This is a genomic window from Parapedobacter composti, assembly GCF_900112315.1.
Taxonomy (GTDB): Bacteria; Bacteroidota; Bacteroidia; order Sphingobacteriales; family Sphingobacteriaceae; genus Parapedobacter; species Parapedobacter composti.
This window is the reverse complement of record NZ_FOLL01000019.1, coordinates 48,669-70,904: the sequence shown is the minus strand read 5'-3', so window position 1 is coordinate 70,904 and position 22,236 is coordinate 48,669. Positions and strand designations below refer to the sequence as shown.

Here is a 22,236-nt window from a genome sequence, read left to right as displayed (position 1 = left end):
AGGTTACCTTCATTGCGGCACAATTCTCAAATTATCCATCAAAATCACCGGGTCACAGGCCGTGCCCACGTAAACGAGTCCGCGGTTGGCCAGAAATATATTCAGGTTTTCATAGGCCGCAGGCAAAGCGTTTACGGACGAGCCGGCACCGTTATACTTAAATTCTGTGAGGGGAATGGCCACCGTCACCCAGCCATCGGTCTGGTACGACCCGGTGTTCCTCCACGGCATCCATATAGCCCGGGGCTTGTCATCTTCATAGAGGGGGCCGTTGGTTGTGCCTGTGGGTGCAAAGATAAACGACAACCCCACCGCACTCCACCTGTTGGGTACATAAGCTTCAAATTTCATCACCATTTCGGCGGGATCGCCTTCAAACAGCGGGCCCGTGCGTCCGTTTTCGTTACCCCAATAATGGCTTAGCCCCTCACTTTCACTGGCGGCGCTCCATTCGGTGGGTTCGGGAAAGGAACCCGACAGTTTCAGGTAGTTTCCAGAAAGCGCATAAGCCGGGTCACTTTCGAGCCGACCCGCCCGTCCCCAACTGTTGACTATCGGGTAATCCGCATCGTAATTTGTAATCATCCCGCGGGTATCCCTGAAATAGAAGGTCGATCGGGTAGTCCCATAGCGCGACCGCACGGATACCGGCCCTTCCTGCGCCCCCGGCGGCACAACCACCTCAATGGCCGTCTGCGTATAAGACACCACCTCCGTCACCTCAATATTGGGCGTAAACACCACTACGGGGTTATCATGCTCGGCCGTGGGCAGAAAATAATTTCCGGTCAGCACAGCAACCTCACCTTCCGGCACGTGCTCACACGCCATTGCCACTACCGCAGGCGGCGGAACCAGCACATTAAAGCCATAAGCAACAGTGTCACGTTTAGACTTATTCACAAAATAAATCTTATCCGTCACATGCGCCGGTATTTCCCTGGGCACGGATACGATAATCACCTCATCTGTCATAAAGCTCGTATTCAATACCGCCTTCTGGTCATTGAACCAGATTTCAGATACGCTTTTCATATTTTCACCGATGATGGCTATGCTATTGCCTAGGAAAGCGCCGGTCAGCAGCGAATCGCTAACCATTTCATCAGGTACTCGCACGTACCGGATCGTCGGTACGCCATCCGACAGTTCAAACGTATCCGCATTGTCCTTACAAGCGTGTACCGAAAGCAATAGGGACAAGCCTGCCCATGCGATACATAGCTTAGACATTATATTGTCGATTGTTTTCATGTCTTATCGAGGTTTAATATTGTATGCCACTAAAATCAAATTTCACCGGCTCTTTCAGCAGGTTTGGATTCATCGTCAGGTCAGTATCCGGAAACGGCAGCTGGAAATGCGCATTGGTTACATTGGGAATTACCGGATTATCGTCATAACGTGTCACGCTCGGGTCGAAACTTTCGGTTTTATAGAAGTCGTCTAATCCAACATAGAAGCTTCTTTTCTGCCCCCTCAGTTCGGCAATGGCTGCAGCCGGCTCATAGTAATGCCACCGTACATAGTCGTACCACCTGTCTCCTTCGCAGGCCAGTTCGAGCCGCCGCTCTTTCCATACGTCGCGCCAAGTGATGGACGTTGTGTTGCCGCTGAAACCTGCCCGCCTGCGCACTGCATTATAGACTTCCAGTGCCTTGGCGTTCGTTGTTGAGCCGCTGTTTCCGATAACCGCTTCCGCATAAATTAAATACACATCGGCCAGCCGCAGCAAATGCGTACTTAAGCTGGTAGACATATTCCGCATAGGCGCACCTATCCCCGCCACGTGGTCATTGTTGTTTCCCACCAGGTGTTTCACACTGTTGGCGCCGGTTGGCGAGCGAAACTCGCCCGTCACGTTCCTGCAGAAGTCTGCATAATCAAACCCACCCCTATCAGCCCAAAAGTAATCGTAGACGTCACCATACATCATCATCGTGGCCTTCCTTCTCACATCCGAATTGTTGCGGGTAAGGGAGAGCGCGTTTTCACCGAAATCCTCCTGAAGGTCTGCCGAAGGGCCTCCCCAGTCTCCCCAGGTATCACCGAATTCAGAAAACCCGGTCAGCCCCAAGTCAGACTGCAGGGAATTTTGCGAAGTCCACACTTCCGAAGACACCCAGTGCCAAGCCAGCAGGCTCTCATCAGAAAAATTGTTTTTCAGTCTGAAAATATCTGAATATACCGGCATCAACGAGCGGCCGCTCTCATCAATCACCTTGAGTGCATATTCCGCGGCCTTATCCAAATCCTGCTGGTTCCGCGAGCCGCTTTGGCCATACCCCGATTTGGTGAGGTATACCTTGGCAAGCAGTCCGTATGCCGTATAACGGTCAATGCGGCCCGGACGGTTGGTTTCCGGCAGCCATTCAATGGCCTTTTCCAGTGTCAACACGATATAGTGATACACATCTTCTATGGGCGCTTTGAAAACCTCGTTGTAATTTCCACCGGCTATTTCAGCTGAATTATTGTGTACAATCGGCACTGCCCCAAATGTGCGTACCAGATAGAAATAGGCCATCGCCTTCCAGACCAATGCCTCGCCCTTGACGGTCCGTTTGACCTGTTCGCTGACATTGGGCCCCGATTTAGCGTCTACATTTTCCAAGACACCGTTGCAATACGCGTTAACGGACCACAACGAGGCAGACATGTTCACCAAATCCTGGTCGGTAGAATTGATGGTAAACGTCAAATACGGTGAATTGCCCATATAGTAGTTACCCGACAGCACCTCGCCTACCTTGAAGAACCCACGTTGGAAATCATACCAGGGCGAGTTGTAAATCGGGTTTACGCTCTGGAAGCACTGTTCATCGGTTTGATAAAAGCTGTCTATCGTATAGCTATCCACAGTGGGCCGATCGAGAAAATCCCCGCAAGCGTTCAAGGTACCCAGGGCAATCCCTAAAAAGCAGGCCCTTTTTGCAGTTTGGTATATATAATTCATGACTTATACTCGTTTATGATTCTTAAAAAGAAAGATTTACACCTGCTGAAAACATCCGGGGCTGCGGGTAGCGCCCGTTATCCAGCCCGAACACATTGGCGCTGGCCATGCTGGCACCCACTTCGGGGTCATACCCGGTATATTTGGTAAATGTATATAGGTTCTGGATGTTCACATAAACCCGCACATTGGCCACTTTGTAGCGCTGTGTCACTGATGACGGCAGCGTATACCCCAAGGCGATATTACGGATGCGCAGGTAAGACCCGTCTTCGATGTAGCGGTCGCTGATCCGGTCATTATCATTAGGATCGTTGAAAATTGCTCTGGGAACCTTCGTGTCCGGATTGGTCACCCGTATGTTGGTGACATCTTCAAACCAATTGTACACCATATTGCCGTTCACGTCTGCCGGATAGCTCTTGCCCGGATCTATCGGCTGCAGGTTAGCCCGGCGGGTTACCTCAACGAGCTGATTATTCCAGCCGGTCAGCATGTTTGACAGGTTTATCCCCATGTAGTTCATCACTTTGTTGCCGTATGAACCGTTTAAGAAAACATTGAGGTCAAAATTCCGATAACGAAACGTATTGTTGATGCCGAAGGTAAATTTAGGCATCGGCGACCCGATGTTCGTGCGGTCATAGGTGTCAATGATACCGTCCGGCACACCATCCGGCCCGCTGATGTCGGCAAACTTCAAATCGCCCACCCAAGTGGTGTTAGCCCGGTTAAACACCCCGTCCGTAGGATACTTTTCCGGTTTGGGTGAATTTTGCAGATCGTCCAAATCACGGTATACACCCACTACTTTGTATCCATAAAAACTGTACAGCGGTTCGCCCACACGCGACACCGAAACCACATCGCTCCACTGTCCGTACCCTTCAATATGCGCTGCGGCGGTGCCGTCAAGCGCTACGAGCTTATTCCTGTTGACGGTCACCTGCAGATCCGTATCCCATGCAAAGTCACCGGCGAAATTTTTTGTTGAAAGAGCAATCTCAAAGCCTTTATTGTTGATCGTTCCGTAGTTGCCCATGGGTGAGGCCAATGCTGAGGAGGCATTGCCGCGCGTGCCCATGTACGAGGGAAGCTGCAGCGGCATCAACATGTTGCGCGAAGTCTTGTCATACCAGTCTGCTACCAGCGTAAGCCTGTCGTTGAAAAAACCGAGGTCCAGCCCGAAGTTCCATTGCTCCTGGGTTTCCCATTGAATATAAGGGTTTGCGATATTAGACTGGCGGTATCCCGGCCCAAGCCCGGTGGGCATCATTGAAATGCTGGCTCCCCACAGGTATGACCCAATGCTGGAATTTCCGGTTTGACCCCACCCCACGCGGATCTTGCCGTTGGAAACCACATGTTTCAGCGGCTCGAAAAACTGCTCATTTGAAAAACGCCATGAGGTGGCAAATGAATGAAAACTTGCCCATCGGTTTTCCGGCCCGAAGTTGGATGAGCCGTCGCGCCGATAGGTATACGTGCCCATGTACTTATCTTGATAGTTGTACATCATGCGCCCGAAGAACGACGACATGGCCGACTCACCGAAGCCTGAGTTGATTTGCGGGTCTTCACCCAACCGCGGGTTCCGCACATCATTAGACGGCAGCCCCGTAGCGCTGATACGCATAAATTCATTAGTCGACTCCCAGGCCTCCTGTCCGAGCATGGCATTGATATGATGGCCCGAACCGAAATTCCGTGTATATGTCAGGTAGTTTTTGAGCTGCCAGAACCTGTTGTTGTTGCGCTGCCAGGCATTCATGTTGATGGTTCGCTTCCAATTGCCAAGCTCCAGGGTAGGCTCAAAAACTTCCGCCCGTGAACCGCTGATATCAAATCCCAGTTCCGTATGCCATACCAGATCCTTTATGACCGTTACGTCCGCAAAAATGCTTCCGTTCAGCTTTGTCCTATCTAACAAGATCTGGTCGCTCAAGGCCTTAGCAATCGGGTTCAGCGTGGTATACCCCTCGCGTACCACGCTGGCATAGTTTCCATCGATGTCGTAAATTGGAATGTCCGGAGGTGTCAATAGCGAAAACTTGACCACCCCCTCATCGCTATCCACCAAGCTCAGGCGTTCGCCAGTAGATGAATACATGGCATTCAACCCTAACTTGAGCCAACGTTTCAATTGAGCATCCAGGTTGGAACGGAAAGAATACCGGTTAAAATTGGTTCCGATTACCGTACCCTTTTGATCCATAAAGGAGCCTGAAACATAATATTTGACGACATCACTGCCTCCCTGCGCGGACAATTGATGCTGCTGCATCGGCGCGTGCCTGAAAACCGCTTCCTGCCAGTTGGTCCCCTCGCCCAGCAGTGACGGATCCCTAAATTCAACACGGGCATCCCTGGAGTTGACTTCTCCGGCAATGTCGTTGCTGAAAGCTGCAAATTCGCGCAGGTTCATCATATTCAAACGGATGGGCTGGCTCTGAATGGCGGTCATCCCCTCGTAACTGAATTTGGCTTCGCCGGCCTGACCTCTCTTTGTCGTTATCAGCACCACACCATTTGCACCCTGCGCACCATAAATCGCCGTGGCAGACGCATCCTTCAGAATTTCCAGGGAGACAATATCGGCCGGATTGAGCGTAGACAATGGGGAGATGGTTGAAACGGGCCCATTTCCCAACGCGTCTCCCAGCCCGAAAGAAGCGCCACTGCTTCCGCCGCCCTGTACAATGACCCCGTCAATTACATAAAGCGGCTCAGCGTTGGAATTGATGGTAGACTGCCCGCGTACGCGGATGGACATCGCCCCGCCGGGAGCACCGGAAGTCATGACAGCGGTCACCCCGGCAGCACGGCCCTGCAATGCCTGATCCAGGTTGGTCACTATCGTGCCTTTTAACTGCTCCTCGTTCACCGTAACAGATGAACCCGATACGTCACCTTTGCGGACGGTACCATACCCGATGGCTACGATTTCATCCAACGCATTCATACCCGGCATCATGGCAACGTTCAGCACACCGCCTGACACGGTCCTTTCTGCCGTTTCCATACCCACGTATGAAAAAACAAGCACCGTTCCCTCTTGCGCCGAGATTGTAAAATTCCCCTCGCCGTCCGTGCTCGTCCGGGCATCGCTTCCTTTGGCCGATATAGAAACACCTATTAGCGGGTCGCCGTTCTGGGCATTCGTTACTTTACCGCGCACTTGAACACTTTGCGCCCATCCGGAAAAGTAAACAACAGATAAAAGCCACAAACAGACTAATTTTCTCATAAAACAAAGATTAACATGGTTGTTCGATATTGTTTATAATATGGTCGCTATCCGCTGGAATAGACTTCTCGGCCAAAGATAAGCAGAAACGGATCGTCCACTCTAATACTTTTTTATCTTTTCACAACACTATTCGAACAAAAAAACGCCCTTTAAACAACACTACACCGTTCAATCAAGGTATTTTTTTATCCCGAACAGTTCCTGATTTACTTAAAGGAAAAATTTAGATTCATGGTATTTACTCCGGAATTCGGAAGGTGTACATCCCTTTTTTTTCAGAAATATCCGATTGAAATTGGATATATTGTTAAATCCAGACCGCAGTGCAATTTCCGTAACGCTATGGGTTGTATCAACCAACTGCCGACTAACATGCCCCAACCGGATATCATTCAATATATCAATAAACCCCCTTCCGGTATGGAGTTTTAAAAAACGGCTGAGTGAAACCTGGGTCATCCCTACCAAATCGCCCGCCTCCTGCAATGTTACGTTCCGCGTGTAATTCGCCATCAGAAACCGAACCACCTTCTCCACACGCCGGCTATCGAACCGCTGGTTTTCCTTGTGAAAAGAGCGGCTGGATAGTACACGTAACCCTTTCCCCTGCGAAAGTTCGTGCAGCAGCTCAAAAAATTTCAACACCGAAAAAAAGCCCTCTTTTTCGGTGGCGAGGTCGTAGATTTTACCCTTCACCCGTTCGATAACATCCCTCGGAAACACAACCCCGTATGCCGCCTTGGCAAACATGACCTGGATGGACCGAAACTGATTCCGCTGCAACAGCTGGCCATCTAAAAGGTTCGGGTGGAACTGGATCGTGATTTCCTTGACTATTCGCTTTCCACTGCATTTGTGATCAAACCAGCCGTGCTCCAGGCCTGAACTGGCTATCAACGCCAGCTCCATATCATCAATTTCCTCGATACTATCCCCCACGATACGCTGCACGCCCTTTGCATTTTCAATATAATTCAGTTCATATTCCGGGTGCACATGCAAGGGAAAATCAAATTCGGTTTTCTCTCTGGAGAATACCATGAAGCAGTCCTTTTCTGACAAGGGTGTGGTTTCGCGCAGTATAGATTTCATCATAATCAGGTTGTTTAGTAAGATTACCGTCGCCTAATTTACTCATTTGTATGCGTCCCCCAATACTTCCCGCCACCAACTTGCACATCACCGCAACTTTAATTAAGTTGAGACGAGCAATTAACATATTTTCATATGAAGCATTTTCGTGTCAACCGACGTCAGCGTGTCACTTTTCCTTCGGTATCGAACTTCTCTTTTAGGTAAAAATACCTACAACTGGGTATTGCCCGGCTATTTCCCTGCCTATATTTTTGCAGAAAAATTCTTATGAAGACCGATATCAACTTAGCTGTTAGATTAAAAAAATTACTTTTAATTACGTGTCTCGCAATTATGTCGTGCGAGATAGAGATGCCACCCCCTCCAGTTGGAGGTGACGGAAGCGGTGGAAACAATGTGAACGGAAACTGCAATGGCAGTTACAATGGCCCCGACGGCGACATTCAGTCCGACGCATTCTGCAAGGCTGCTTGGAACTATCGCTGTCAGGGAAAAAACGCCGAAGCTGATGCAAACTGCAGAATTTACAAGCAGCTTCAGGCCGATAACCCCGGACTTCCGAACTGCCCTTATTGTAATTAAGAATGCGGCATCACAGAACTAATCACGAAACCTTTTTTAACAAAACGAGACACCTTTACGGCGTAATGAAATATGAAAAATAAAATAATAAAGTATCTGTTGCTTGCCAATGCCGCCTCTTTCTTGTGCTTTGGAACGCTATATGGACAGACGGCCCAATCATTGCGGACGTTTATGGCATATTCTGGGGGAATGCACGCGCCTATTGGCATGAGCTTGGGCGTGCTTTCGAACAATGGCGGATTTGCTATTACAGGGCGGATAAGCAGCAACGCGTTTAATGAGACGTCTATTTACGAAATGAACAATTCAAACGGCATCAACGACGATTTCTGGAATTTTGACTATACAGGTAATAACGAATATAGAAGAGGATCGATCACTGCAGCGTACATTCATAATGTGGGCGGGAACGTTTTGGGAACAAGCTTACATCTTTTCGGTGGATTAGGCTATGGTTTTGCCAACTACGTTTATGAATACAACCAGATCGGCGACAGTGGCACGAATTGGGGAACCGAGTGGATTAAGTATACCGATGTAAGCAAATCCGGAGTTGAAGTCGAACTCGGAATCATTGTCAATACCGGCTCTATAAATTTCAATTTAGGTTATTCAGCTCTCAATATGGAAGATACAAACGGCATGCTGACGTTGGGCTTAGGCTTTATCCTATAGCAAAATAGTACGGAGGCCTCTTGCATTGAATCGTTAACATATTATTTTATTAATTGTCAGCGGAATATTAAAAATAACAGGCAGCAATTCGTATTTTTACCCTAAACAAAATACGATGCAGACGATCATCATTGCCACGGATTTCTCAGACGCTTCCCGGAATGCCGCGAAATATGCCGCGGCATTGGCGCAACCGCTCGGAACCGGGCGAATAGTGCTTTACCATTCATATGACAACAACGCGGCCGTGACGGAAGTTCCGGTGGCCGAAGCCACTCCGCGGTTAACACATGAAGGCAGCCTAAAGGCGCTTGAACAGATAAAACAGGAACTGCAGCCGGTGGTCGGCAATAATGCCGGTGTGGATATCGAGTTGGCGGCAAACGGACTGCCTTTGGTGCATGGTGTCAATCAGCTCGCTGAAGAACGACACGCAGACCTTGTCGTAGCGGGCGCTACGGGCAAAACCAACCTGGAGCAGGCGCTGGTGGGCAGCAACACCGTAAGCCTTGCTTCGGAAGTGAATGCACCTTTGCTAATCGTACCGAAGGATTCCAGCTATACCGCTATCAGCAAAATTGTGTTTGCCTGCGACCTGAAACGTGTGTCAGAAAGCACCCCGGCAACAGAAATTGGCATTTGGCTGGAGCGGTTAACTGCGAAGTTACTGGTGCTGAACGTAGCACCAAAAGACAAGCGCCTAGGTCCGGACATCATCTCCGAACAATATAAAATGCATAGTCTGTTAGACAGCCTCCACCCCGAATACCATTACACCGAAAGCGACGACATTGCAGACGAAATAGCGCATTTTGCCGAAAAGCACGATGCAGGCCTCATTATTACTATCCCCAAATCTTACGGCTTTTTTGAGGGGTTATTCCACCGCAGCATAAGCAAGCGGTTAATCAAAGCGGCAGACATTCCGCTGTTGTTACTAAAAGAAAAAAACGGGTGATGAAAGCAGCCACCTATACCCGTTATGGGCCGCCTGAAGTGGTCAGCATCCGGGAGGTAAAAAAACCCGTGCCCCGTGCGGACGAAGTACTGGTGAAAATCCATGCGACCACAGTAAACCGTACCGACTGCGGCTTCAGAAGCGCCCAATATTTCATTTCCCGGCTTTTCAGCGGCCTATTCGCACCCAAAAATAAAGTCCTTGGCTGCGAATTCGCCGGAGAAGTGGCAGAAGTAGGTGAAGCGGTGACCCAGTTTAAGGTGGGCGACCGCGTCTTTGGATATGACGACTCGGCCTTCGGAGCCCATGCCGAGTATAAAACCGCGCAAGCAACCGGAGCCATAGCCATTATTCCCAATCAGATGAGCTATGAGGATGCCGCCCCGCTTACCGAAGGCAGCCACTATGCATGGTGCAATATCCGAGCGGCAAAGGTGAAGGCCGGTGATACGGTGATGGTATATGGCGCGACCGGAGCTATCGGCTCTGCCGCCGTGCAGTTGCTGAAACACGTCGGCGCATATGTGGTCGCCGTGGCCGGCACGCCAAACGTAGACCAAGTACGCGCCTTGGGTGCAGATGAGGTCATCGATTACCTGAAACAGGACTTTACCGCAACACCGCATCGTTTCGATTTCATTTTTGATGCCGTAGGCAAACGCTCGTTCCGCGAATGCAAGCCGCTGCTTAAACGTAAGGGAATTTACGTATCCACGGAATTAGGCAAACGATCTGAAAATATCTTTTTGGCGCTGACCACCCCCCTAAGCGGAAATAAAAGAGTGCTGTTTCCCTTGCCGTTCATCAAGAAAGAAGATGTACTGTTTCTCAGGGAGCTTGCCGAGTCTGGCGCATTCAAACCCCTAATCGACCGGACGTATGATCTCGAACAAATTGTAGATGCATACCGCTATGTCGAAACAGGCCAGAAAATTGGCAATGTCGTAATAAGAGGTTTAATCAAAGCATAATATGCGCATAACATCGTAGATAGTACCTTTGCAGCGTACCTAAACGGGCATACCGATGTATGCCAAACGATGTATTACTGACGTTTATTGCTGACAATGATGGTGACTGTTTCTAACCATACTGAAAATACCCGTAACACGGATGCTCCGCGATGCCCGCGATGCAAGTCAGCACAGTTGTACGACCGGGTACCACGCGCATGGTGGGTAAAGACTTTCTTCTTTTTTTTACCATTGAAGCGTTACAAGTGCTATAAGTGCAGGCGGAAGATCTATATATGGTCGAAATAAAACCAAAAAGACACTCCAAAATGCTGCTGGCATTGGGATATAACGAGTAAACCATCTCCAAAACGGTTTACTCGTTTTTAGTTTTCAAAGAAACCTGTATATTAGAGCACTAAAAGAACTAAAAAAAGTCCATTCCCTTACACAATCTAAAATGGATGGCGGCATATGGCTAAAGTTTTACAGAAATTATCCGATCAGCAATTATTACAGGCACTGCAGGAAGACGAAAAAGGCGTGTTCAATGTATTATTCGACCGTTACTTCCACCGGCTCCATGGATTCGGCTTTTCCTTACTGAATGATTCCGAAACGGCCAAGGAGTTGGCCATGGATGTGATGTTCAGGCTGTGGCAGAAGCGGAAAGACATCCATCTACAGGAAGACCAAACGTTGGTACCTTACCTTTTCCGTTCCATTAAAAATGCGGTGTTAAACCATCTCCGAAAAGCCCGTATACTCACGCAGCCCTTAGACACCCTGTTGGATGAAGCCACAGACCTGGCGCTTTCTGCTGATTCGCGGTTCAACCACCACGAGCTGGCTGCCCTGTATGAAGATGCGCTCCGTAAGATGCCCGAACAACGCCGGAAGATTTTCCTGCTGAACCGCGAGGAAAATCTATCCTATTCCGAGATCGCCGAACGTCTTAATTTATCCATCCATACGGTCCGCAACCAAATCAGCTCTTCTTTGCAGTACTTCCACAAACATTTGGGAGCATACGATGAAACGGCAATACTATTACTGATAGCGGTATTGCTATAAAACGTTAGTTTAACTGATATCCGAACATATAACCTGTGAAATAGATTTCCGGCCGCTCTACGCTGGTCATCTGCGCGAGAAAATCATCCCCACCATAATCATACAACTGCATCGTAAATGAATCGGTATTGATCAAATCCAGCAATGGCGCCATATACTGCTTGATAAATTCTGCATTCTCATGAAGTACATTGCCGCGCTCAAACGGTAAGGCATTGAACGAATAAACCCCATCACTCGTTTTATCATAGGAATAAGGATACACCGCTTTATACGTACCGCCCTGATTGCCGAAAAAGACCTCAAGGTTCATCCGGTCACGCTCGCCGTCTATGTGAAAGGCAAACACCCCCAATTGAAGCCCGTAGGGGCTGAAAAGCATGTTTTCCGTAGCTTCGTAATAGCGTTGGTGGAACGGTTCCGACCAACCCGGAAGTTCTTCAATGAAATATGGCGAGGGTAACGAAACATAGGGCGGATACCCCGTTCCAAGCAATAAGTGCAGCGGTACCACCGGCATGTTGGCTCCTTCTAAGTCAAGGCGGTCACCGTTGGAGGCAATGTAAAAGGTCTGCATTTCGGTATCTACCGTCAGTTCGCTGATCAAATGGCTCCCGATTCGGATAGGTGTTTTCAGCACAATCCGGTTAACGCCATACGCATAATCAGAAGACACCACTTTGCCCCTGTTATTCTCACCGAAAAACATGGTTATCCCCCGTGCTCCCGGATTCAGGGCCACCTGTACCGGTCCGTGGCCCGGAATGGAAAACGAGAAAAAAGGCTTCTGCACAAAGAAGTTGTACATATAGATATAGGAGTTACCCAAAATGCCGTATTCAAAATTCAACTCTTCCTGGGCAGTGATGTGTACCATCCGCAATTCGTCGCCGTTCCGGTTGCCCCGCAGCACCAGGGTATCACCGTTTGCATATTTGAATGCATAGCTTGTATCAGCTCCCACGGTACGGAAACCTTCTTTATGGGTTACGTCATCAAGGTAAGTACCGGCCGAAAAAGATATGGACGCATGATTGGCCGACGCATCCAAGCGATAGGTGCCGCGTTTGGGTTGGCGGGCGGTGTTCACGTCGAGGTCCAGCAAGGTCCATACATTTCCAGCCTTATCCATTTTAAAAAAGAGGGTGTAAATTTTCCCTGACTTGGGAATCAATGTGGCTTGCCATCCCAACGAGCCGGCATAGAGCGCCTCGGTAAATTCGGCCATCAAAGCCTCGGGGTCGGCATGTACCTTTTCCACCTCATAATTGTCATTGTTTTCTTTTTTGCAGCAAACGAATGTTGCCAATAGCAGCACGAATGTTAAATATCTGTTCATTACCTGATAATTTTATTGCAGCGTGCCTACGAATTTAAATCCGGGCAGCCCGCTGCTTTCGCCCCAAGCCCGAAGATTGTCAGTTTGCAAATCATAATCGAACCGCATGCCTCCATAAAGAAATCCTTCCAGCACGGGTACATAAGCACCCTCGATCAGTGTCGCATTACCATCAGCAGGACCTTCGTAACGGAGCACGAATCTGTCATCGTCCAAGGTATAAGAGAACACGAAATTTGCCTGGAAATTACTGCTGCCCTGCCGGATAATCTGATTAACAAAAAGCAGCTCATCGCTGCGGTCAACCGTAAGCCGCATTTCAGGAAACGTGGTCCCCGGGGCCAGCATAGCCCTTGCCTGCTGCAGGAAAGCCGCCCGACGTGTGTCAAATTCGGTTCCGTTGCCCTGCTCGGCAACCTCCATAGGCACCCGTATGCTTTCATACTGGATACCCCACAGTTGGATAAGGGGGAACAATGGCCGGTCCGACTGCCAAAACGGATAGCTCTGTTGCCCCCAAACCGCTTCCAGCTCTTCGCTTTGGGAATTAATGCGTAAGCGATCTACCAGCAATCTGCCCAACCGCAGCGTATCGGAAAGCACCAGCTCATTGTGGCCAGAAAAAGCTAAACCAACGGTCTTAGTGGTGATTGATCCGGCACTATCGTAGACCAACGACAAGGTTTTCGTATCAAGGTTCAGTGCCGTCGAAAAAACTGTTCCCGCTGCATCTTCCAGATAACTGAAGCGACTGCCCTGCAAGAAATCAGCCACCTGCTGCCGGATGGTATTCAGGTTCCCGCCGGCATAAGCCGCCGCTTCCCCCGCATCGGCCCTGATGAGCTCCAGCCGGCTTCCGGAAAGATTTCCTTTCAACCTTATCGTATCCGGCGATACAGAAACAAATGCAAACTCAAAATCGGAGTAGCGCCCCCAACCCGGTTCACCGCCATTGACGGACGGGTCTGGATCGGCCAGCAAATGAATATAGGAATAGGTATCGAAATACAGCGAAGGCAGAAGGGCCGCCTTCAGGCGGTAAGAACTTTCTTTCGCGCTGCTTCCCGTTTCCGTGGAGATGTCGGCGAGCATGGTTACCCGGTTTTGATCGTTGAAGCGGAATAAAAAACCATAGCCCCCGCCGCCCGCCGGATACAGGTGAGCCTTCCAGCCATGCTGCGCGCCTGAGAGCAACTGCTCATAGCTTTCCAATGTGGCGCCCAAGCGTTCATCGGGCCGTACGCCTTCAAATTCGTCGGTTGAACAGGCCAACACCAACGGCAACAGTACCGCACACGCGGTTTTCTTTATAAATCGTTTTCCTGTGAATGACATAGTTCGCTTTATTTTACGGTTGCACATATTCCGCGATGGCCGCCTGGGTTTCCCGTTGCAGCGCCGAAAAGTCGATGCCGAAATTCCTGCTGAAGTACTCAACTACCATCACCTGTTTCCTGCGCAAAATTGCTTTTGCCGTTTCCGGCACGTCGTCTTTGGCAATGACAGCATCATAGTATGCCTGTCCGTAGACCAACAGAAACGAGATCGTTTCCACGAAATCCTCATCCGGGCTGGACTTAGCGTATGCCGAAATCAAGCCCTGGCGATGCGCATCGGCGTCCGTATTATTATACCATGTTGCGGTATACCACTCCGGGTTCAGCGCTTTCCAGTCCACCGGATACATTTTCGTCTGATGCAAAATATGGGCAAACTCGTGGTGGATGGTATGAAGCAACTGCCGCACTTCCGCCAAGTCCGATTGCTCAAAGCGATTGAGCCGCAGCAGCAACACTTTCCTTCCGCCCTCAGCCTGTCCCAACACAACGGTGCCATCGCTGTTGTACTCCGCACTGCCAGCCAGCACAAACTGCTTAGGTACATACGTCTTAATAAAAGTTTCTCCCGCCACCACTTCATACGGTGTTATCCAAATCTGCTTTACCGCAGCCATTACCGGCTCCACCTTATCTTCCCGGATAGGAACCAGATTACGCACGTAATTCAATTCATACGGATCCCATTTGTATTTCACCTCGATGTTGTAAGGCGTAAGGAATTCTGCCTCCAGCCAGTTATCAATGGGGCCCTTCGCCCATGTTTCTCCCCCAAGTCCAAGGATGGGATCGTCTGGCAAGGTTTCTGTTTTGTTACAGGCCCCGCCAAGCCCAACAAGCATGGAAAAAAATAGATATATAGTTAACTTTCTCATAGCTAATGTTTGAAGTTTCACCTCGGGTTCAACTCAATTCCCGAACGCTGCGCCTCCTGCGGAATCTGTAGGATCCGCATCGGGTCGTTCGGGCCTAAGGTGAGCGTCCGGTTGTCCGCCGTCCGGTGAATCACGCCCAGGTTATGGCGGATAATGTCAAACCAGCGCAGCCCCTCATGCAGAAAATTGGCCCGTTTGAAATCCAGCACACATTTCACCAGTGCCTCCTCCATGCTAAACGTCCCGTAAAACCCGAGCAGCTTATCGCGGTCGATGCTGTGGAGCTCCGGCACATATACCGGATCCTGGTAGCTGTAACCCATCCGGGTGGATGCATAGTCGTTCAAGTCGGCCAGCGCATCGGTAAAATTTCCAAGCATGGCGTTGGCCTCCGCACGGTTAAAGAGCACTTCCTCAGCGGTAAACAACGGCACCATGTTGTAAGCTATCCCGGTTTCGGCATGGAGGCTCTGTTTTACGAAGTGTTCCCTGAATTTTGGGATATTCAATACGGTTTCCGATCCGTAAATACCGTAGGTCCAAATCCCGCCTGTTGGATTCTCGCCAAAAATTTCATTTAACTCGGAGACTGTAAAACCATACCGATACGCGGGATAGCTGCGCCCCCATGACGTGGGGACTTCCGCTAGCAGCAGGTTGGACGGATTGTCAGCGCGGGTGTACTCGGCCTCCAGTTCAAGGTACTGCAAACTGCGATACGCCATGCTGTTCACCGGCCGCAGGTAAGGTTGCAGACTTCCGCCGCCGAATACCGCATTACTGTGTTCAACGACTTTGGCATAGTCCTTTTTAAAAAGATAGAACCTCGAGGCAAATGCATGTGCTGCAGCGGAAGTGAAATGGTATTTGGGTGACACATAGACTGCATCATCCAGCAAAGGCAGCCCTTCCATCAGGTCGTTCTCGATCTGCTCATATACGTAGGCAACGGTATGGCGTTCATAACGTTTAATGACCACATCTTCTACCTCGGTGACATACGGGATTCCGGGCAACGAGGCCGCAGCGTATTCCTCGTAAGCCTGGGCAAATAACGTAACGAGCATGAAGTGCGCATATGCCCGTGCCACCAGCGCTTCGCCTTTATAGGGCTGGTAGGCTTCGGTATCGCCATGGCGGGCAATTGCCTGCAACGCATGGTTAGCCGCGGCAATGGCCGTATAGCACGCATTCCAATAGTACGTGGGCGAATCCTGGTAGATATCAGCCACGTCTTCAAAATGGTAGGGGGCACTATTGACCACCGGGGCATTGCCCGTACCTTTATCCCCCACATTGTCCGATAACGTTTCGGTAAAGGGAATGTAATTAGCCTGTGGGTAAGCCGTAGCCAGCAGTTCGCCCACTTTTTCGGGCGAATCCAGTTCTGCCCGCAGATCCGGGCTCACGTCTAAATAATTACCACAGGCGCCGAACAACAGCATGGCGAAGGCACCGATCCCCTTGATTTTTCGTTGTAATCTCTTCATGTTATCACCTTGTTTAAATCCCTACCTTCAATGACAGCGTGAATTGCCGGGGCAGCGGCATGGCTACACCTCCCGACCCGAAAAATTCCGGATCCTGCCCGTTCAGTGCACGATCGGCATATATCAACCACAGGTTGTTCGCTACCAAACTGACGGACAAATTATTAACCCCTAACTGGCCCAGGTACTTCGTTGGCAGATTATAGGAAAACATCACCTGCTTCAGGCGCACAAAATCGCCTTTCGCTACCCGGGCTGTTGAATAGTTGTAGTTATTGTACGGATACGAGCCCACCAGATCAACAACTTCACGCCTGTCCAGTATCGAAGGCTCCGCCTGCTCACCATAAAGCAGCCAGCGGTTGAGGAACTCCTCCGGCGTGGCATCCAGTTCGGAATAAGAACTGGAAAAGGCGGGGCGCAGCCTTACCACGTTACCCGTGCTAAAAGTAACCAGCGCCGTTAACCTGAAGTTTCCGTAACTGATACCGTTGAAGAACCCACCGGTCAGCAACGGATCAATGGAACCTTCATATATCAGGTAATTGGTATTCCGGTCTTGCAGGAAAACGGCTCCGGATATTTCTCCTTTCTCATTGATAAAACGAGGTATGCCCCTTTCACTGTCGAGCCCATGATAGTCTAGCGAGAATAGCCCCCGCTGTGCATACCCTTCCTTGGCGCCCCCATCAGGATTCACCAATGACCAGATATTTGGCTCGTTCTTGAGATTGGTGATTTCAGACCTATTATAACCGAAATTGAGCTGCGACGTCCATTTCCAGTTGCTCCGTTCCAGCACGGTACCGTTCAACGTAGCCTCCACCCCGTTTGCCCGCATGTCGGCATAATTGGCTACTTTAACGGCTTCACCTCCGATGCCTCCGGTACGCACCAGACCGATCAGATCATAGCTCTGGTGGTTGTAATAGTCCACCGTCAACGATAAGCGGTTGTTCAGAAACCCTACGTCGGCCCCGATGTTCAGCTTATACATCTTTTCCCAGGTTAGCTCGGAATTCTCCAGGTTGGCCAGGTAGATCACCGACTCCCGTTCCGTCAGGTATGGCCGGTTCGCTGATGCGTTACGCAGTACCACGCTGGAGTTTGTGGCCGGACCGCTGCTGGCCGTAAGACCATAGCTGGCGCGCACGGTTGCACGGCTGAGCACCCGCTGCCGAGCAAAGAAATCTTCGCCGTCCACATTCCATGAACCGCTCAGGTTCCACGTAGGCAACCAACGTGCCGTGCGTGTACGGCCCATCAGATTGGAACCATCATAGCGCACAGTACCCGCCATATTATACTTATCACGATAAGAATATCCAGCGTTCAAGCCATACGCCAGAAAGCGATCGAACCGACGTGTCATCGAATAATAGTCTTGATTCGCCTCGATGACCATTTTCAGGAAATTAGGATCGACGTAGGGCGTTCCTCCTTTATCAAACTGATAACCATAGCCATTGAATTCCTTGAATTGCCTGTCGGCATAACGCAGCTCCATAAAACCATAGCCCCGTATGTGGTGATTAGCACCGAACTGCCTACTGTAATCCAGCGAGTTACGTAGATTATAACTGATCAGGTACGTGTCATTTATCAGGTAAAATCCACCGTAAGGCAGCACGGAGAAAGGCTCAGCTTCGGGATTATCCGGATCGCGGTACAAAAATTTATTGGCAGCGCGTATGGTAGCATCGCCATCTGCGCGGTAAGCTTCAGGCATATTGGAATTTTCGTGTACGCTATGCTCCTGATTGGTCTTTGCGTAGCGGTAAGCTCCTTCAAAGGCAAATTTCAGGTTATTCATAATACTATACCGCAGTTCGCCCTGTACCTTAAGATCCATAAAGCTCAAATCAATGGTATTATTCTCCAATTCATGGAGAATATTGAACGGCGCAAAATTCCGGCGAAAGTATTCCCGTTCACCGGTCTCATCGAACGCCGTCAGCGCGCGGCTGGTATTTAATGCATAACTATACGGATTGATGTCGAAATCCCGGCTCAATTCTCCGCTCACCGCGTTGCTCACGCGCCCCAACGTTCCGGGCGCCCGTTGATTGCGGATAGACCCCTGGGTGATGATACCGTAACTCAGCCGGCTATTGGGCGTGAAAGTCGCCCGCATGTTTCCCGTAAACCGTTCCACGGCATCACCTTTGCTCCAGCCGTTGTCATTCAGGTAACTGGTAGAAACGTAGAGCTGCGATTTTTCTGTGCCGCTGGACACACTTAGCGCATGTTCCTGCATAAACGAATTGTTGAACAGGATGTCAAACCAATCGGTGTTGGCATAAGCATACCGTTCGAGGAACGCCCTGCGGCTTTCCGCATCGTTACGCAGGCCGAACTGCCCGTTCGTCGCGTCATATTGGTTGATGAGTTCAGCCATTTTGGTATAGATGCCGCCATTGGCTGCCCGAGCCGTTTCGCCGTAGTTAAGCCAACCCTTGCGCTCCATTTCGGCATATAGCGATACCTGGTCATAAGAGTTCATGATGTTGAACTGGCTGTACGATGGTTTCAGATAGGTAGAGAAGTTGCCCATATAAGACACTACAGGAGCTCCCACACGTCCCTTTTTAGTGGTAATCACGATAACACCGTTCATGGCCCTCGCCCCATACAGCGAAGTGGCCGCCGCGTCCTTGAGTATCTCGAAACTTTCAATGTCGTCCGGGTTCAAGCCCGCTACCGAGGAACCGATCAGCGTGGAGGGGTCACCAGTGGAGAGCTGTTCATTTGATACATTGACAACATCTTCCAGGATGATGCCGTCTACCACCCACAGTGGCTTATTGTCGCCATTGATGGAAGAAGCTCCGCGGATGCGTATCTTAGGTGCCGCGCCGAAGGTGCCCGATACATTTTGCACCGATACGCCTGCGACCTGTCCTTCCAGCATCCGGCTCACATCTGTCACCCCATCGCGTTTCACGTCCTCCGCTTTCAGCGTGGCCGAGGCCCCTGTGAAGCGCCGTTTACTTACCGTTTGGTAACCCGTAACCACCACGTCTTCGAGCATCTGAACATCGTCCTCGAGGGTTATAGAAAGCATGGCTTGACCGGCTACCGGCACCTCACGGCTGATATATCCCATCAATCGCACTTCAAGCACCGCGTCTGTTGAAGCAGCGATCGAAAAGCTGCCGTCAGCACCCGTGGGTACGCTCACACCCGTACCTTTGACGGTAATGCTTACCCCCTGTAAGGGCTGTCCCTGGCTGTTGGTCACCTTGCCGGTGATGCGTTGCTGTTGTATTTCGCTCGTCATCGGATTGACGGATGCAGTCGCAAACATTGGCTCAACAGTCGCCAACAATACATATATCAGACAACTATCAATGATTATTCTCAACTTCATAAATTGTTTGTCACTTAGCTATTATGGTTATTCCGCTTTCAGTCAGTGTTACTATTTCCTATCCGCTATCGGAGGAATATCTTCCGGATCGCTTGGTCCGCAGATTGATAAAAATATATATCTCCATTGGGAGCCAATGCCATTGTGCCCGGATAGAAATGCCTTACAGCCGCCTGATAGAGTGGTCCATCCTGGAATCCCAAAGGAAAATCCAGCCACGCGGTTACTTCCCTTGTTGAAATATCGACGCGCCGGATCATGATTCGTTGATTAAATGCATCATTGATCAGCAAATGCCCGTTTCCGTCCGCTACAAAGGTAGGTTGGCTGCTCAGATAGACCTGATCGCCAACACCTACCAATACCCCGTAGGGGCCACCTCCAATCCAGAAGAACCGCATCGTTTCGCCGGTAGCAAAATTGATGAAACCTAAATTGGGACGGTCATATTGGTAACTGGCATCGAAGAAATAGATACGACTGTTTTCATCCACAGCAATACCAATGTTCGTTACGCTTAAATAGTTACTGTTGTGGAGTTGCGTTGTCTGTCCCTGCCTAGTTATCCGCCAAGGATTGCGGTTAGCCGACACAATGATGTCGCCGCCGGAAGTCATCACCATCTTATTTGGGCTGGTGATCTGGGCAAAGGTACTGACTACGCCCTGCGGTGTGATTTTACGTATTTGGTGCCCAGTGGGTTCAGATACATACAGATTCCCTTGACTATCCATTACGATGGACGAGATATAGGTAAAATTGAAACGAGCCTCCGTACCCGTGCCATTGACATTTCCTGAGGCAGTGACATCACCTGCCAAGGTACTCACCTGGCCGTCCGGTGTAATCTTCACAACCCGTTGCCCACTGATGGCGTAGACAACACCCGACTCATCCACCACCATACTGTAAACGCTGGTTAATCCGGTGGCGATGGTCTGTACACCCGTGCGGCGGAATTCCCTGGGCGCAAGGGCGACTTGCCCGTCTACAATTACCTGCAAGGTGCCTGTACTGACATTGGCAGGGGTAAGCACTGTCAACCGATTCTCCGTGGCAGCGGTTACCTGTGCGGGCATACCATTAAAGGTCACTTGGTTAGCCCCGGGATCAGGGTCAAAGCCGGTACCGGTAATGGTAACCTCCAGGTTATCCTGTCCGTTATCCGGCGAAAATCCGACGATACCTAAGTTTTGGTCCCTGAACTGCGGCCCTTCTGTGCGCTGGTCGTTCACGACTACGGCCACCGGACCACTGCCTGTACCGCCGGGTAGAGTGAGCGTGATCTTTTGCCCCGTCGCAGCGGTAACCGGTACGGCTACACCGTTAACCAAGACTATATTCTCTTCCAATTCCGGACTGAAATACTTGCCAGTGATGGTCATTTCCACGCCAGCCGGGCCACTTAACGGGGTTACTTCCGTAATTTCAGGACGCGGCACGAGGGTGAAGACCGGCCCGGTAGCACGTTGTCCGTTTACGGTGACCGCCAAAGGTCCGGTTTCCACTCCTTCAGGGGCTTCCACCAATAGGCCCGTACTGCTGACTTCCAGCACCACGGCGCGCTTGCCGTTAAAATCCACGATATTTCCGTCGGCCGCCGACTCAAACCCTTCTCCGTTAATACGAACCTTCGTACCTGCGCCTCCGGTGAGCGGCTTAATGCTCCGGATAGCCTGAAAAGCGAAATCCTGACCACGCACGTGCATCCCGTCTACGAAAACCTCCACCGGTCCGCTGCCCGCTTCCGTTGGCACTTCGGCTACCAACAGGGTATCGCTGGCGCCCGAAACTGCAGCATCCTTACCGTTAATTCTCACTTTTACCGGCTCGGTCAGGCTACTAAACCCTTCGCCGTAAATGCGTATATGGGAACCGGCCGGACCGTTGGCTGGATGTATTCGCGTAATGGTCAGACTTTGGTAGGTGAACAAACCAACTTCTTGAGTTTGCGAGCCATTGCCAACAATAAGTGGCCCGCTTTGCGCGCCCTCCGGCGCTCTCACCACCATGCGGCCCTCTTCCACCGCCACCACCTCACCTTGTACGCCGCTAAAGTGAGCCGTGTTTTCGTCCAATTTCCGGGCAAATCCCTCGCCCTCAATAGTTACCAGCGAACCAGCCTTACCACTGTTGGGATAATATGTCCCAACGGAAAGCGGCACACGCTCTGCTTCATGCACTTCGTTTTTTTTACAGGTCTGAAAGATTACGAGTGCTCCAACCCATAACCATATCCAGCCAAGCTTTTGGTAATTCAATGCTTTCATATCCCTTTT

The 22,236-nt window shown here is 50.3% G+C and carries 14 protein-coding genes; 4 read left to right on the top strand and 10 right to left on the bottom strand.

Annotation, left to right across the window (positions count from 1 at the left end; translation table 11 throughout):
- Positions 1 to 9: 9 nt before the first annotated feature.
- From BM030_RS19900 to BM030_RS16680, 4 genes are all read right to left on the bottom strand, one after another.
- A complete protein-coding gene (locus BM030_RS19900; RefSeq protein ID WP_090974748.1) occupies positions 10 to 1,254 on the bottom strand; it encodes a glycan-binding surface protein in 1,245 nt (414 codons plus the stop codon).
- Between the two features lie 13 nt (positions 1,255 to 1,267).
- On the bottom strand, positions 1,268 to 2,956 hold the full coding sequence (locus BM030_RS16690) for a RagB/SusD family nutrient uptake outer membrane protein (protein WP_090974747.1): 1,689 nt from the start codon (positions 2,954 to 2,956) through the stop codon (positions 1,268 to 1,270).
- Positions 2,957 to 2,978: 22 nt separating this feature from the next.
- Positions 2,979 to 6,203, bottom strand: coding sequence for a SusC/RagA family TonB-linked outer membrane protein (locus BM030_RS16685; protein WP_090974746.1), 3,225 nt, complete (start codon positions 6,201 to 6,203; stop codon positions 2,979 to 2,981).
- 213 nt (positions 6,204 to 6,416) lie between these two features.
- Complete coding sequence (locus tag BM030_RS16680) at positions 6,417 to 7,301, bottom strand: helix-turn-helix transcriptional regulator (protein ID WP_090974745.1); 885 nt, start codon at positions 7,299 to 7,301, stop codon at positions 6,417 to 6,419.
- 654 nt (positions 7,302 to 7,955) lie between these two features.
- On the opposite strand from BM030_RS16680, the gene BM030_RS16670 reads away from it, so the two are divergent.
- From BM030_RS16670 to BM030_RS16655, 4 genes are all read left to right on the top strand, one after another.
- Positions 7,956 to 8,561, top strand: coding sequence for a hypothetical protein (locus BM030_RS16670; RefSeq protein ID WP_090974743.1), 606 nt, complete (start codon positions 7,956 to 7,958; stop codon positions 8,559 to 8,561).
- 115 nt (positions 8,562 to 8,676) lie between these two features.
- Positions 8,677 to 9,519: a universal stress protein gene (locus tag BM030_RS16665; RefSeq protein WP_090974742.1), complete on the top strand. Its 843-nt coding sequence runs from the start codon at positions 8,677 to 8,679 to the stop codon at positions 9,517 to 9,519.
- Positions 9,519 to 10,490, top strand: coding sequence for an NAD(P)-dependent alcohol dehydrogenase (locus tag BM030_RS16660; protein ID WP_090974741.1), 972 nt, complete (start codon positions 9,519 to 9,521; stop codon positions 10,488 to 10,490). Before BM030_RS16665 ends, BM030_RS16660 begins: the two co-directional genes overlap by 1 nt.
- Positions 10,491 to 10,946: 456 nt before the next feature.
- Positions 10,947 to 11,546, top strand: coding sequence for an RNA polymerase sigma-70 factor (locus BM030_RS16655; protein WP_090974740.1), 600 nt, complete (start codon positions 10,947 to 10,949; stop codon positions 11,544 to 11,546).
- A gap of 4 nt (positions 11,547 to 11,550) precedes the next feature.
- On the opposite strand, the gene BM030_RS16650 is transcribed toward BM030_RS16655, so the two are convergent.
- From BM030_RS16650 to BM030_RS16625, 6 genes are all read right to left on the bottom strand, one after another.
- Positions 11,551 to 12,885 (bottom strand): DUF4302 domain-containing protein, encoded by a 1,335-nt coding sequence (locus BM030_RS16650; RefSeq protein WP_090974739.1) that lies wholly within the window; start codon positions 12,883 to 12,885, stop codon positions 11,551 to 11,553.
- Positions 12,886 to 12,897: 12 nt separating this feature from the next.
- Positions 12,898 to 14,220 carry a DUF4302 domain-containing protein gene (locus BM030_RS16645; protein ID WP_170845793.1) on the bottom strand — a complete coding sequence of 441 codons (1,323 nt, stop codon included), beginning with the start codon at positions 14,218 to 14,220 and terminating at the stop codon, positions 12,898 to 12,900.
- Positions 14,221 to 14,233: 13 nt separating this feature from the next.
- Positions 14,234 to 15,097 (bottom strand): zinc-binding metallopeptidase, encoded by an 864-nt coding sequence (locus tag BM030_RS16640; protein ID WP_090974737.1) that lies wholly within the window; start codon positions 15,095 to 15,097, stop codon positions 14,234 to 14,236.
- Between the two features lie 17 nt (positions 15,098 to 15,114).
- A complete protein-coding gene (locus tag BM030_RS16635; protein ID WP_244519026.1) occupies positions 15,115 to 16,587 on the bottom strand; it encodes a RagB/SusD family nutrient uptake outer membrane protein in 1,473 nt (490 codons plus the stop codon).
- Positions 16,588 to 16,600: 13 nt separating this feature from the next.
- Positions 16,601 to 19,957: a SusC/RagA family TonB-linked outer membrane protein gene (locus BM030_RS16630; protein WP_090974736.1), complete on the bottom strand. Its 3,357-nt coding sequence runs from the start codon at positions 19,955 to 19,957 to the stop codon at positions 16,601 to 16,603.
- A gap of 65 nt (positions 19,958 to 20,022) precedes the next feature.
- Positions 20,023 to 22,227 (bottom strand): IPT/TIG domain-containing protein, encoded by a 2,205-nt coding sequence (locus tag BM030_RS16625; RefSeq protein ID WP_170845792.1) that lies wholly within the window; start codon positions 22,225 to 22,227, stop codon positions 20,023 to 20,025.
- Between the last annotated feature and the right edge of the window lie 9 nt (positions 22,228 to 22,236).

Excerpts from the sequence above, each read along its gene's own strand:
- BM030_RS19900 (WP_090974748.1), bottom strand. The coding sequence starts at position 1,254 with ATGAAAACAATCGACAATATAATGTCTAAGCTATGTATCGCATGGGCA.
- BM030_RS16690 (WP_090974747.1), bottom strand. The coding sequence starts at position 2,956 with ATGAATTATATATACCAAACTGCAAAAAGGGCCTGCTTTTTAGGGATT.
- BM030_RS16685 (WP_090974746.1), bottom strand. The coding sequence starts at position 6,203 with ATGAGAAAATTAGTCTGTTTGTGGCTTTTATCTGTTGTTTACTTTTCC.
- BM030_RS16680 (WP_090974745.1), bottom strand. The coding sequence starts at position 7,301 with ATGATGAAATCTATACTGCGCGAAACCACACCCTTGTCAGAAAAGGAC.
- BM030_RS16670 (WP_090974743.1), top strand. The coding sequence starts at position 7,956 with ATGAAAAATAAAATAATAAAGTATCTGTTGCTTGCCAATGCCGCCTCT.
- BM030_RS16665 (WP_090974742.1), top strand. The coding sequence starts at position 8,677 with ATGCAGACGATCATCATTGCCACGGATTTCTCAGACGCTTCCCGGAAT.
- BM030_RS16660 (WP_090974741.1), top strand. The coding sequence starts at position 9,519 with ATGAAAGCAGCCACCTATACCCGTTATGGGCCGCCTGAAGTGGTCAGC.
- BM030_RS16655 (WP_090974740.1), top strand. The coding sequence starts at position 10,947 with ATGGCTAAAGTTTTACAGAAATTATCCGATCAGCAATTATTACAGGCA.
- BM030_RS16650 (WP_090974739.1), bottom strand. The coding sequence starts at position 12,885 with ATGAACAGATATTTAACATTCGTGCTGCTATTGGCAACATTCGTTTGC.
- BM030_RS16645 (WP_170845793.1), bottom strand. The coding sequence starts at position 14,220 with ATGTCATTCACAGGAAAACGATTTATAAAGAAAACCGCGTGTGCGGTA.
- BM030_RS16640 (WP_090974737.1), bottom strand. The coding sequence starts at position 15,097 with ATGAGAAAGTTAACTATATATCTATTTTTTTCCATGCTTGTTGGGCTT.
- BM030_RS16635 (WP_244519026.1), bottom strand. The coding sequence starts at position 16,587 with ATGAAGAGATTACAACGAAAAATCAAGGGGATCGGTGCCTTCGCCATG.
- BM030_RS16630 (WP_090974736.1), bottom strand. The coding sequence starts at position 19,957 with ATGAAGTTGAGAATAATCATTGATAGTTGTCTGATATATGTATTGTTG.
- BM030_RS16625 (WP_170845792.1), bottom strand. The coding sequence starts at position 22,227 with ATGAAAGCATTGAATTACCAAAAGCTTGGCTGGATATGGTTATGGGTT.